The organism is Streptomyces sp. RKAG293 (assembly GCF_023701745.1).
GTDB lineage: Bacteria > Actinomycetota > Actinomycetes > Streptomycetales > Streptomycetaceae > Actinacidiphila.
Map to the genome: position 1 here is coordinate 4,915,912 of NZ_JAJOZB010000001.1, position 12,203 is coordinate 4,928,114.

The window sequence follows — 12,203 nt, forward strand, 5'->3', positions numbered from 1 at the left end:
GGCTGGTGGTGCTGGTGGGATCAGAGCGGACGGACCTGGGGCGGGTGGGGTCAGGCGCTGCCCATCGCGCGGGTCAGCGCGATCTCGATGACGACGCGGTCGGGGTTGAAGGCGGGCGTCCGCGCGTAGCGCTCACCGTAACGGCGGACGGCGTCGGCGATGCGTTCCGGATCGGTGCTGACCGTCGCGACACCCTCCAGGGTGGCCCAGCGGCCCTTGTCGACCTGGCACGCGGCCACCCGGGCGCCGTCGGGTCCCGCGGCCAGGACGTTCGCGACCTTGCGGCTCGCCTTGTTGGTGATCACCCGGGCGAGGCCGGCCTCCGGGTCGTACGTCACGCCGACCGCGACGACATGCGGGCTGCCGTCGGGCCGTGGTGTCGTGAGGGTGCACAGGTGATATTCGCGCCAGAAGGACAGGTACGCGGATTCGGGGTTGCGTAGGTCTCGGGCCATGGGAATGCACGCTACCGTTCCAGGGTTGAGTGGCATAGACTCAACTTGAATGAGTGATCAGACAGGAGGTTGCAGGTGGCCGTGGAAGCGGAGCTGACCAACAAGAGCCGGGAAGCGCTGAACACCGCCAACGCACACGCGGTGTCCGCCGGGAACCCGGACCTCACCCCCGCACATCTGCTGCTCGCCCTGTTGGGTGCAGCCGACAACGAGAACATCGTGGACCTGCTGGCGGCGGTCGGCGCCGACGCCGCGGAGCTGCGCGCGGGCACCGGGCGGCTGATCGCCGCGCTGCCCGTGGTCCAGGGCGCCACGGTCGCGCCCCCGCAGGCCAACCGTGACCTGCTGGCCGTCGTCGCGGACGCGTCGCAGCGCGCGAAGGACCTCGGGGACGACTACATCTCGACCGAGCACCTGCTCATCGGCATCGCCGTCAAGGGCGGCCAGGCCGGCGAGCTGCTCGTCCAGCGGGGTGCCACGGCCAAGAAGCTGCTGGACGCCTTCGAGGCCGCCCGGGGAGGACAGCGCGTGACCAGCCAGGATCCCGAGGGCACCTACAAGGCGCTCGAGAAGTACGGCACGGACTTCACCGCCGCCGCCCGCGAGGGCAAGCTCGACCCGGTGATCGGCCGGGACCAGGAGATCCGCCGGGTCGTCCAGGTGCTGTCCCGCCGCACCAAGAACAACCCGGTGCTGATCGGCGAGCCCGGCGTCGGCAAGACCGCCGTCGTCGAGGGCCTCGCCCAGCGCATCGTCAAGGGCGACGTGCCCGAGTCGCTGCGCAACAAGCGGCTGGTCTCGCTCGACCTCGGCGCGATGGTCGCGGGCGCCAAGTACCGCGGCGAGTTCGAGGAGCGGCTCAAGGCGGTGCTCTCCGAGATCAAGGAGAGCGACGGCCGGGTCATCACCTTCATCGACGAGCTGCACACGGTCGTCGGCGCGGGCGCCGGCGGCGACTCCGCCATGGACGCGGGCAACATGCTCAAGCCGATGCTGGCCCGCGGCGAGCTGCGGATGGTCGGCGCCACCACGCTCGACGAGTACCGCGAGCGCATCGAGAAGGACCCGGCGCTGGAGCGCCGCTTCCAGCAGGTGATGGTGGCCGAGCCGTCCGTCGAGGACACCATCGCGATCCTGCGCGGGCTCAAGGGCCGCTACGAGGCGCACCACAAGGTGCAGATCGCGGACTCGGCGCTGGTGGCCGCCGCCACCCTGTCGAACCGCTACATCACCTCCCGGTTCCTGCCGGACAAGGCCATCGACCTGGTGGACGAGGCAGCCTCCCGGCTCCGGATGGAGATCGACTCCTCGCCCGTCGAGATCGACGAGCTGCAGCGCGCCGTCGACCGGCTGCGCATGGAGGAGATGGCGCTCAAGAACGAGACGGACCCCGCCTCCGTCCAGCGGCTGGAGAAGCTGCGCAAGGACCTCGCCGACAAGGAGGAGGAGCTGCGCGGCCTGACCGCCCGCTGGGAGAAGGAGAAGGAGGGCCTGAACCGCGTCGGCGCCATCAAGGAGAGCCTGGACGAGGTGAACACCGACATCGAGCGCGCCCAGCGCGACGGTGACTTCGAGGCCGCGTCCAAGCTGCTCTACGGCGAGAAGCCGCGGCTGGAGGCCGAGCTGGCCGAGGCCACCGAGGCCGAGGCGGCCGCCGCCAAGGACACCATGGTCAAGGACGAGGTCGGTCCTGACGACATCGCCGACGTCGTCGGCGCCTGGACCGGCATCCCGGCCGGCCGGCTGCTGGAGGGCGAGACCCAGAAGCTGCTGCGCATGGAGGACGAGCTGGGCCGCCGGCTCATCGGCCAGACCGAGGCCGTCCGCTCCGTCTCCGACGCGGTGCGCCGCTCGCGCTCCGGCATCTCCGACCCCGACCGGCCGACCGGATCGTTCCTGTTCCTCGGCCCCACCGGCGTCGGCAAGACCGAGCTGGCCAAGGCGCTGGCGGACTTCCTCTTCGACGACGAGCGCGCCATGGTCCGCATCGACATGAGCGAGTACGGCGAGAAGCACTCCGTCGCCCGGCTCGTCGGCGCCCCGCCCGGGTACGTCGGCTACGAGGAGGGCGGCCAGCTCACCGAGGCCGTCCGGCGGCGCCCGTACAGCGTGGTGCTGCTCGACGAGGTCGAGAAGGCGCACCACGACGTCTTCGACGTGCTGCTCCAGGTGCTCGACGACGGCCGGCTCACCGACGGCCAGGGCCGCACGGTCGACTTCCGCAACGCGATCCTGATCCTGACGTCGAACCTGGGCAGCCAGTACCTGGTCGACCCGGTGCTCGGCGACGCGGAGAAGAAGCAGAGCGTCCTGGAGACGGTGCGGATGTCCTTCAAGCCGGAGTTCCTGAACCGGCTCGACGACATCGTGGTGTTCAGCGCGCTGAACAAGGAGGAGCTGCGGCACATCGCCCGGCTGCAGACGGACCGGCTCGCCGACCGGCTGCGGGACCGCCGGCTGGTCCTGGAGGTCACCGACGCCGCCCTGGACTGGCTCGCCGACGAGGGCAACGACCCGGCGTACGGCGCGCGGCCGCTGCGCCGTCTGGTGCAGACCGCGATCGGTGACCCGCTGGCCCGCGCGATCCTGTCCGGCGAGGTCGTCGACGGCGACACCGTCCGGGTCGACCGGGCGGGCGAGGGCCTGATCGTCGGCCCCGCGCCGTCCCTGTCCAAGACGGTCTGACCAGGCCGCCCCCGGCGTGGATCCGCCGGGGGTTGCCAGACCCCTCGGCGCATGGGGGAGGATGGAAGGAATCCGTACGAAGGGAACTCACGGTGAGCATCGATCCGTCCTCGATTCCTAATTTCGGGGGCCAGCCGGACCCCGAGCAGAACGGCCCCGCCGCCAGCGCGGTCATCCCCGACCAGGACCTGGTCAAGCAGCTGCTCGAACAGATGGAGCTGAAGTTCGTCGTCGACGACGAGGGTGACCTCGCGGCGCCGTGGGAGGAATTCCGCGCGTACTTCATGTTCCGCGGCGAGGAGGACCAGCAGATCTTCGCGGTCCGGACCTTTTACGACCGGCCGTACACCGTCGATGACAAGCCGCAGCTGCACGAGGTCATCGACGACTGGAACCGCCGCACCCTGTGGCCGAAGGTCTACACGCACACGCACGACGACGGCTCCGTCCGTCTGATCGGCGAGGCGCAGATGCTGATCGGCCTGGGCGTCAACCTGGAGCACTTCGTCTCCAGCACGGTCAGCTGGGTACGCGCCTCGATCGAGTTCGACAAGTGGGTCGTGGAGACCCTCGGACTCGAGAAGGACGTGGACGCCGACGGCGGCGCCAAGGGCGACGAAGGCACCAACGGCGACGACGCCTGACGCAGCCCGGATCTTGGATCTTGGATTGTGGATCTTGGGTTGCAGGACGCCGGATCGAAAACGCCGGATCAGACCGGCGCGGAGACGACCGTCAGCAGGTACGTCCCGTAGAAGAACGAGAGCCCGGCCAGCGCGGCCACCGCTACGGCGGCGGTGCGCGGCCGGGCTTTCGCCAGTGCCAGGGCGGCCGGGATCAGCAGCGGGAAGGCCGGCAGCAGGAAGCGCGGCTTGGATCCGAAGTAGTGCGAGCCGCCCAGCGCGATGAGCACCAGCACCCCCGCGTAGACCGCGAGCGGCAGCGGGATCCGGTCCAGCAGCGCCAGCGCGAGCAGCACCAGCGCGGCGGCGGCGATGGCGACGACCATGTAGCTCATGAGCTGGTCGCGGTCGAGGATCAGATGCCGGACGTACTCCACGGAATTGCGGCCGAAGTCGAACTCCGAGCCCCAGCCGCGCTGCACGTCGAAGTACCCCAGCGGCCGGCCCGTCTGCAGGCCCACCCAGCCGATGTACCCGCACCAGCCCAGCGGCGCGATCAGCGCGGCCGCCCAGGCCGCCCGCTCCTGCGGCAGCCCCTCGCGGCGGCGCCGCCAGGCGTCGGCGGCGACGGTCACGCCGACGGCCGCCACCACCGCGACGCCGTTCGGGCGGGCCAGCCCGGCGAGCAGCGCCAGCACCCCCGCGGCGAGCCAGCGCCGGGTGAGCAGTGCGTGGAGCGCCCAGGCGGCGCAGGCGGTCAGCAGCGGCTCGGTGTACGCCATCGTCAGCACGACGGAGTGCGGCAGCAGCCCCCACAGCAGCACGAGGGCGATCCCGGCCCGCCGGCCGTACAGCCGCTCGCCGATCGCGTAGATCCCCCAGGCGGCCAGGGCGGCCGCGCCCCAGGAGATCAGCAGCCCGGTGTTGACCCGGCCGATGGGCAGGACGGCGGAGCCGGCCCTGATCAGCGCCGGGTAGAGCGGGAAGAACGCCAGGTCGCTGAAGCTCATCCCCTGCGTGGTGGCGGACGGGAAGAACGTCCCGTAGCCCCATTCGGCGATCCGCTCGTACCAGCGCGCGTCCCAGCTCTGCCCGAAGAGACTGCGCGGATGCAGTCCGGCGTGCACCGCCCACGCCGTCACCAGCACGGCGCCGGCCAGCCGGGTGGCGGCGAAGAGGACCAGGGCGGGGGCGGCCCGGCGCAGCGAGCCGCGCCAGGCGAGGGCCCGGCCGGGCGGCGCGTCGGGTGCGGGGTGCGACCCGTTGGTCCGGGGGCTGGACGAGACCGGCTCGGCCGTGTGCACCGTACCGCTCCTTTCGGGCCCGGTCGGGGCGCCGTCGGGTCCGCCCGGCTCCGCTCGGAGTGGCGGGTCTGACGGTACGACTATGCGGTGATCGTCCTGAGCGGAACGTGCTCCCCGGCGCACGCCGAGTCGCATTCCACCCGCTTGGCGGACGCCCTTGCCCGGCCCGGGGGGCAGGGGCATTCTGGATTCGAACGGTGTCGCAATAAGGCGCCGGGAAAACATCGTTGGGCGCGGTAGCAGGGCGTCGGCTCCTCGCGGGAAGCTCGGATGGTGGATTCCAAAGTCACTGAACTGATCCGGTTCCTGGTCCTGAGTGGTGGTCAGGGACCGCCACGTGACTGGACCAGGCTCTGCGCCGAGGTGCTCGGGGTCGACGGGATCGCGATCTCGGTGGCCTCGGACGGCACGGAGCTGCTGTGGTTCAGTGACGAGCGGAGCGCACGGCTGGACGATCTGCAGTTCACGCTCGGCGAGGGCCCCAGCGTGGAGGCCGCCCGGGACGGGTCGCTGAACCTGGAGTCCGATCTGGAGCGCGCGTTCGGGGAGCGCTGGCCCGCCTTCGTCCCCGCCGCGGTCGACTCCGGGGTGCTGGCGGTCTTCGCCTTCCCGCTGCGGCTCGGCGCGATCTGCTGCGGCGGGATGACGGGCCACCGGCGGCGGCCGGGACCGCTGGGCGAGCAGGCCGTCGCGGACGCGCTGACCATCGCCGACGCCATGGCCGTCTACCTGCTGGCGCTGGGGCCGCGCGAGACGGGCCCCGCCGCCCTCACCGCCGGTACCGGGTACCCGGGCGGCGTGGACGGGAACGGCGGGAACACCGGCGGCGGTCTCGGGAGCGGGTTCCTGACCGGGTTCGGGGACCTGCACCGAGCGGAGGTGCACCAGGCGGCCGGGATCAGCAGCGTCCTGCTGGACGTGCCGCTGCCGGAGGCGTTGGTGCGGCTGCGCGGGCACGCGTACGCGTCGGACCGCCCCATCCTCGATGTCGCCCGGGACATCATCGGCGACCGCCTGCGGTTGCCGCGCGACCCGGCATCGTGAAGGACCGGGCGGGAAGGCGACAGGACGGAGCGGGCCGGGGCGGAACGGGGACGAGGCGGAGCGGGGATGGGGCGGAGCGCGACTGGGCGGGACGGGACGGCGCACGGTACGGCTTCGGAACCACGTTCGGCGGCAGAAAGGCAGGCGGTCATGGATCGCGAACAACGGCTGGCCGACACCTTCGTCGGGTTGGCGGACACGCTGATCGACGACTTCGACATCATCGAGTTCCTCCATCAGCTGTCCACCCGGTGCGTGGAGCTGCTGGAGGTGTCGGCCGCCGCGATCATGCTCGCGCTGCCCGGCGCCGATCTGCAGCCGGCCGCCGCCTCCGACGACCGCGCCGACCTCTCCGATCTGCTGGCGCTGAACCAGCGCGAGGGCCCCGCGCTGGACTGCTACCGCACCGGATCACCGGTCGGGCCGTTCGACGTCTCCCGCTCGACGCCGCAGTGGCCGGGCTTCGCCGGCCAGGCCCGCCGCGCGGGATACGGCGTGGTCTGCGCGCTGCCGCTGCGGCTGCGGCGCGAGGTGATCGGCTCGCTGCTCCTGCTGCGCGCCGGCGCGACACCGCTGGACAGCGCCGACGTCCGGCTGGCGCAGGCCCTTGCCGACGCCGCCACGATCGGCATCCTGCACCAGCAGACGCTGCACCGGCACGCCGCGCTCACCGCCCAGCTGCACACCGCGCTGCACAGCCGCATAGCGATCGAACAGGCCAAGGGCGTGCTGGCCGCCCGCTGGGGGACCACCGTGGACGAGGCCTTCAACGCGATGCGCCGCCATGCCCGCACCCAGCGCCGGCTGCTCAGCGATGTCGCTCACGACATCGTCAACGGCGGATTCCAGCCGGACCGGGTCGAGTAGCCCCCAGCGCACCCCGTCTCCCCCTGCCACCGTCCCCCGCCGCATATCGTGAGCCTCCTGTGGTGGGCCCAGCGAACTGGCTCAGGGAAATGGGGAACGCATGGGTGAGTGGAGTCCGGCCGCGCGGGTGCGGGGCGTCGGAACGTCGATCTTCACCGAGATGACGGAGCTGGCCAGAAGGACCGGGGCCGTCAATCTGGGGCAGGGGGTGCCGGAGCTGGCCAGTCCCGCGACGCTGCTCAAGGACGTGGCCGAGGCCGTGCTCGCGGGCAACAACCAGTACCCGCCCGCCACCGGCTTCCCCGCGCTCCGCACCGCCGTCGCCGAACACCAGCTGCGGCGCTACGGGCTCGACTACCGGCCGGACGGCGAGGTGCTGGTCACCACCGGCGCCACCGAGGCCATCGCGGCGGCGCTGCTCGCGTTCTGCGACCCCGGGGACGAGGTCCTGGCCTTCGACCCCTGCTACGACGCCTATCCCGCCGCCGCCCGGCTCAGCGGCGCCACGCTGGTCGGCGTCCCGCTGGAGGCCGACGGCGACGGCTTCGTGATGAACGCCGACGCGCTGCGCGCCGCCGTGACGCCCAGAACCCGCGTCCTGGTGCTCAACACCCCGCACAACCCGATGGGCAAGGTGTTCACGGCCGCGGAACTCGACGCGATCGCCGACGTCTGCCGGGAACACTCGCTCATCGTGGTAACCGACGAGGTGTACGAGCACCTGGTCTACGACGAGACCCCGCACCGGACGATCGCGGCGCTGCCCGGCATGCGGGAGCGGACGCTGATCATCTCCTCGGCGGGCAAGACCTTCAACGTCACCGGCTGGAAGATCGGCTGGATCTGCGGACCCGCGCCGCTCGTCGCCGCCGCCGGCTCCGTCAAGCAGTTCCTCACCTACGCCTCCGGCACCCCGTACCAGGAGGCGCTGGCCCGGATGCTCGGCTCCGTCGAGGAGTGGGCGGCGGAGCTGCGCGGCACCCTGCGCACCAACCGCGATCTGCTGAGCGACGGCCTGAAGCGGGCCGGGCTGCGCCCGTACCGCGCGGAGGCCGGGTACTTCCTGCAGGCGGACGTACGGCCCTGGGGCTACACGGACGGCGTCACGTTCTGCCGGGAACTGCCGGAGCGGGCGGGCGTCGTCGCCATTCCGACGTCGGCCTTCTACCAGGGGCAGGACGCCCCTTCCTGGCTGGTCCGATTTTCCTTCTGCAAGCGCGAGGAATCGGTACGTACCGCCGTCGACCAGCTGGTGCGGGCCCGCTGAGAAGTTTTCGAACCTCTGGACTTCCTCAACTCTGCTTTCGAGCCGATTCGGCGGGGGCATCACCGTCGCACGAACACAATCACAGCTCAGGAAGACGGGGGCGGGGAAGATGCGTGCATTCCTCATTGGTCTGGTCGCGGTAGTGGTCATCATCGCCATAGCGGTGCAACTGCAGCGCCGGAGCCGATCGGTGAACCTGTGCAAGGGACGGGGCCGCGGACGGGGCCGGGCGGGCGCGGGCAGCGCGAGCGCCACGGCGGGAGGCGGCAGCTGGTGGGCCTTCAGCGGCTCGGACGGGGGCGGCTCCGGGGGCGGCCACCACGGCGGAGGCGGTCACCACTCCTGTGGCGGCGGGCATTCCTGTGGCGGCGGTTCGTCGTGTGGCGGGGGTTCCTCCTGCGGAGGAGGCGGCGGCTGCGGCAGCAGTTGATCGGTGGAATTGCATGTGGCCCATGCCCATTCGCATATGCGCCCGGTGGAACTGTCACCCGCCGGGCGCAGTTGTGGTGAACACCTGAACCGATATGCGCTCCTGGGGATGTAAAGCGCGTGAAGATGGGTAAAAAGGCTGAAGGCACCCGGCGTTTCATGATTCCGTATCTACCGGACCCCACGTGGGCGCGAGCCGACGTACGTTCCCGCCAGATCCACCAACAGGTGCGGGTCGGCCCATCATCCATTGCGTGCTTGCGGAGCCGACCCATGCTCACCACTCTCCAGACCGCTTACACCGATACCCGTGCCGGAGACCTGGCCTGGTGCCTGGGCAGGGAAGCGCTGCCCGCGCTCGCCGTGCTCGACCTCCAGCTCAGCGGCGCGGACCAGCCCCCCGTGCAGGTGCAGATGCGCCTGCTCGGTGCCTCCCACCAGGTACTCATCGAATCCGAGGCCGGCGGTTGTTCGGAAACCGTCGCCTGCATCCCGGGAAGTCAGACTCCGCTCCCTTTTGGCGTCGCCAAACGGATCGGCACATGGGACTACGAATTCGCGGCGCGCGTCGAGACGTTGTCGCGCGGCTCCTTCGCGGGCCGGGCGCAGGAACTGCTCGCGCTGGTCGCGGATCATCCGCACGGTCTCGCGGGAACGTTTCCCGGGGATCCGCACGCGTTCACCGCGATGCTCGTCCAGCACAGCGAGGGCAGCGTCCGCTGGCGCACCTGGCACGCCTATCCCCAGGAAGGGCGGTTGGTGGCGACCAGGTCGCGCGTCAGTGCCCTTCCGTAGCGGTACGGCGGGCGGGCCGTGGGCGGAGTGCGCTGCGGCGCGAGCGCTCGGAGCGCACTTTTGCGAGCCGTGGTGGTACTCATCGCGCCCTCAAGTGACGTCAAGTGCCCTCAAAATGCACCCCTGTGGGTGACAAATGCGACCGCAAGCCTGACATAGCGTTCATTCATGATCGACCAGTCAAGCCGCCGGTCCGCCGTGCGGCTCCCCGTACCGGTCGGCCCGGCCCGTGCACTGGTCCTCGCCGCCGTCTTCGTCTGCGCCGCCTGCGGCCTGATCTACGAGCTCGAACTCGTCGCGCTCGCCTCGTACCTGGTCGGTGACTCCGTCACCCAGGCCTCCGTCATCCTCTCGGTGATGGTCTTCGCCATGGGCGTCGGCTCCCTGCTCGCCAAGCGGATACGGTGCGTCGCGGCCGTCGGGTTCGCGGGTGTGGAGGCGGCGCTCGCGCTGGTCGGCGGCCTCTCGGTGATGGCGCTGTACGCGTGCTTCGCCTGGTTCGGCATGGCGCGTCCGGCGATGATCGGCTGCGCGTTCGCCATCGGCGTGCTGATCGGCGCCGAGATCCCGCTGCTCATGACGCTCATCCAGCGGATCCGCCGGCAGGACGCGAGCGGCGCCGTCGCCGATCTCTTCGCCGCGGACTACGTCGGCGCGCTGGCCGGCGGACTCGCCTTCCCGTTCCTGCTGCTGCCGGCGTTCGGCCAGCTCACCGGCGCGCTGGTCACCGGCGCGGTGAACGCGGTCGCCGGCGCCGCGATGGTGCTGTGGCTGTTCCGCAACGACCTCACCCCGAGTGCCCGCAACTGGCTGCTCGTCGCCAACCTCGGCGTGCTGGCGGTGCTCGGCGGCGCCGCCCTCACGGCCGGCCCGTTCGAACAGGCCGCGCGGCGCGCGGTGTACGGCGGCGATGTGCGCGTCGCCGAACAGACCGATGTGCAGGAGATAGTCCTCACCGGGGGCTCCGGCGCCCCCGTCCAGCTGTTCTTCGACGGGCGGCTGCGGGTCTGCGGAGCCGACGAGTTCCGGTACCACGAGGCGCTGGTGCACCCGGCGATGGCCGGCCGGCACTCGCACGTCCTCATCCTCGGCGGCGGCGACGGCCTCGCCCTGCGCGAGGTGCTCCGGTACCCGGACGTCACGTCGGTGACCGTCGTGGACCTGGACGGCGAGCTCGTCCGGCTCGCCCGCACGGACGCCGACCTCGTCGCCCTCAACCGGCACGCCTACGCCGATCCGCGGGTCCACACCGTCACCGCCGACGCCTTCGACTGGCTCCGGGCCGGCCGCCCGGGGCCGTACGACGTGATCCTCGCCGATCTGCCCGACCCCGGGATCTCGCGCAGCGCGAAGCTGTACTCCGAGGAGTTCTACGGACTGGCGGGCCGCGCGCTGGCCCGGGACGGCCGGCTCGCCGTCCACGCCGGCTCGCCGAGCGCGGCCCGGCACACCTACTGGACGATCGACGCGACGCTGCGGGCCACCGGGCTGCTCACCGTGCCGTATCTGACCGGCGGGCGGGACTGCGGGCCCCCGTCGGGGCCCGACCGCTGGTCCGGCAGGACGGGTGACGGTCCCACCGACTGGGGCTTCGTGCTGGCCTCGCGCGTCCAGCCGGAGCTGCGCCTCGCCCCGGACGCGCCACCGCTGCGCTCACTGACCCCGGCGGCCCTGCGGTCGCTGCGCGAGGCCGCCTGGGCCTCCCGCGAGAGCGGACTCGCGCCTTCCACGCTGATGCGGCCGCGGGTGGGGGGGTGAGGGGGTGGGGGCACGGTTCCGCGCCTGCTGCCGGGGCCGGTTCCGGTCCGGCCCGGAGGCGTGGCTCGGGCCCGCGCCCGGTCCGGCCGGTGCGACCCGGTGACCTGGGCGGCCGACGGTCGGTAGGCTCCCCGCATGGAGCATGAGGTGTTCGTTCCGGTCCTGGCGGAAACCATTCGGCAGGCACTCGCCGATCCGGCCCGCGTCGCCGCGAGCCTGCCCGGCTGGCAGCCCGACCCCGGCGGGGACGTTCTCACCGGCCGGCTGCGCGTGCGGGCCGGCGGTTCGACGATCACCTACCGCGGCTCGCTCCGCGTCACCGAGCGCGCCGGCGGGTTCTCCGTCGAGGGCGAGGGCGCGGAGGCCCGCGGCACCGGCAGCGTGAAGTTCTCGCTCGGAGTGCTCGTCGAGGAGGCCGACCAGGCCGTTCCCGGCACGATGCTGTCCTTCACCGGCACCGCGACCGCCGACGGGCGGCTCGGTACGTTCGACGGCCCCGCCCGCGAGACCGCGGCCCGCCGGCTGCTCGACCGCTTCACCGCGGAACTGACGGCCGGGCTCCCCGGACTGCCCGAGGAACCCGATGTCGTCGACGGCCTCGACGGGGCCGACGAGGGCGGGGAACCGGACCCGGCCGAGGAGATCGCGCTGGTCGAGATGGACCTGAACGAGGTCGAGGTGGAGGTCGAGGTCCCGGAGACCGCGGCCGAGCTCGACGACCTCGAACCCCCGGCCGAGGCCGCCCACGCCCGCCGCACGATGATCGGCCGCAGCGCGGAGGAGGTCGACCACGCCCCGCCCCGCGGCCGTTACGCCCCCGCGCCCTCCGCGGCGACCACCTCCACCACCGCCACCCTCCGCTGGGCCGCACCCGCCGCCGCGGTCCTGGTGGCCTCCGCGGTCGTGGTGGGCCGGGTGCTGCGCCGCCGGCGGTAGGCCCCGGCGGCCGCCGGGGCACACATGATCGAGGGACAGG

General features: G+C 72.0%; 10 protein-coding genes. 8 read left to right on the forward strand and 2 right to left on the reverse strand.

The window, feature by feature from the left end; translation table 11 throughout:
* Window positions 1–50 precede the first annotated feature (50 nt).
* Window positions 51–455 (reverse strand): TIGR03618 family F420-dependent PPOX class oxidoreductase, encoded by a 405-nt coding sequence (locus tag LNW72_RS21890; RefSeq protein ID WP_250976961.1) that lies wholly within the window; start codon window positions 453–455, stop codon window positions 51–53.
* 81 nt (window positions 456–536) lie between these two features.
* On the opposite strand from LNW72_RS21890, the gene clpB reads away from it, so the two are divergent.
* Both clpB and LNW72_RS21900 read left to right on the forward strand, forming a co-directional pair.
* The gene (clpB, locus tag LNW72_RS21895; RefSeq protein WP_250980253.1) at window positions 537–3,140 is read left to right on the forward strand and encodes an ATP-dependent chaperone ClpB; all 2,604 of its coding nucleotides are present in this window, start codon (window positions 537–539) and stop codon (window positions 3,138–3,140) included.
* 92 nt (window positions 3,141–3,232) lie between these two features.
* The gene (locus LNW72_RS21900) at window positions 3,233–3,784 is read left to right on the forward strand and encodes a YbjN domain-containing protein (RefSeq protein WP_138358838.1); all 552 of its coding nucleotides are present in this window, start codon (window positions 3,233–3,235) and stop codon (window positions 3,782–3,784) included.
* Between the two features lie 68 nt (window positions 3,785–3,852).
* On the opposite strand, the gene LNW72_RS21905 is transcribed toward LNW72_RS21900, so the two are convergent.
* A complete protein-coding gene (locus tag LNW72_RS21905) occupies window positions 3,853–5,067 on the reverse strand; it encodes a hypothetical protein (protein ID WP_250976962.1) in 1,215 nt (404 codons plus the stop codon).
* A gap of 270 nt (window positions 5,068–5,337) precedes the next feature.
* On the opposite strand from LNW72_RS21905, the gene LNW72_RS21910 reads away from it, so the two are divergent.
* The 6 genes from LNW72_RS21910 to LNW72_RS21935 all read left to right on the forward strand — a co-directional run bounded on the left by LNW72_RS21910 (window position 5,338) and on the right by LNW72_RS21935 (window position 12,163).
* A complete protein-coding gene (locus tag LNW72_RS21910; RefSeq protein WP_250976963.1) occupies window positions 5,338–6,111 on the forward strand; it encodes an ANTAR domain-containing protein in 774 nt (257 codons plus the stop codon).
* A 150-nt stretch (window positions 6,112–6,261) separates the two neighbouring features.
* Window positions 6,262–6,978 carry a GAF and ANTAR domain-containing protein gene (locus tag LNW72_RS21915; protein WP_250976964.1) on the forward strand — a complete coding sequence of 239 codons (717 nt, stop codon included), beginning with the start codon at window positions 6,262–6,264 and terminating at the stop codon, window positions 6,976–6,978.
* Between the two features lie 100 nt (window positions 6,979–7,078).
* Window positions 7,079–8,245, forward strand: a complete 1,167-nt coding sequence (locus LNW72_RS21920; protein WP_250976965.1) for an aminotransferase class I/II-fold pyridoxal phosphate-dependent enzyme — start codon at window positions 7,079–7,081, stop codon at window positions 8,243–8,245.
* Window positions 8,246–8,947: 702 nt separating this feature from the next.
* On the forward strand, window positions 8,948–9,469 hold the full coding sequence (locus LNW72_RS21925; RefSeq protein WP_250976966.1) for a DUF2617 family protein: 522 nt from the start codon (window positions 8,948–8,950) through the stop codon (window positions 9,467–9,469).
* A gap of 168 nt (window positions 9,470–9,637) precedes the next feature.
* A complete protein-coding gene (locus LNW72_RS21930; RefSeq protein WP_250976967.1) occupies window positions 9,638–11,227 on the forward strand; it encodes a polyamine aminopropyltransferase in 1,590 nt (529 codons plus the stop codon).
* A 135-nt stretch (window positions 11,228–11,362) separates the two neighbouring features.
* Window positions 11,363–12,163, forward strand: a complete 801-nt coding sequence (locus LNW72_RS21935; RefSeq protein WP_250976968.1) for a carbon monoxide dehydrogenase subunit G — start codon at window positions 11,363–11,365, stop codon at window positions 12,161–12,163.
* Window positions 12,164–12,203 lie beyond the last annotated feature (40 nt).

What these genes read in the sequence shown, in the direction of transcription:
- LNW72_RS21890 (WP_250976961.1), bottom strand. Translation starts at nt 455, where the DNA reads ATGGCCCGAGACCTACGCAACCCCGAATCCGCGTACCTGTCCTTCTGG.
- LNW72_RS21910 (WP_250976963.1), top strand. Translation starts at nt 5,338, where the DNA reads ATGGTGGATTCCAAAGTCACTGAACTGATCCGGTTCCTGGTCCTGAGT.
- LNW72_RS21915 (WP_250976964.1), top strand. Translation starts at nt 6,262, where the DNA reads ATGGATCGCGAACAACGGCTGGCCGACACCTTCGTCGGGTTGGCGGAC.
- LNW72_RS21920 (WP_250976965.1), top strand. Translation starts at nt 7,079, where the DNA reads ATGGGTGAGTGGAGTCCGGCCGCGCGGGTGCGGGGCGTCGGAACGTCG.
- LNW72_RS21925 (WP_250976966.1), top strand. Translation starts at nt 8,948, where the DNA reads ATGCTCACCACTCTCCAGACCGCTTACACCGATACCCGTGCCGGAGAC.
- LNW72_RS21930 (WP_250976967.1), top strand. Translation starts at nt 9,638, where the DNA reads ATGATCGACCAGTCAAGCCGCCGGTCCGCCGTGCGGCTCCCCGTACCG.
- LNW72_RS21935 (WP_250976968.1), top strand. Translation starts at nt 11,363, where the DNA reads ATGGAGCATGAGGTGTTCGTTCCGGTCCTGGCGGAAACCATTCGGCAG.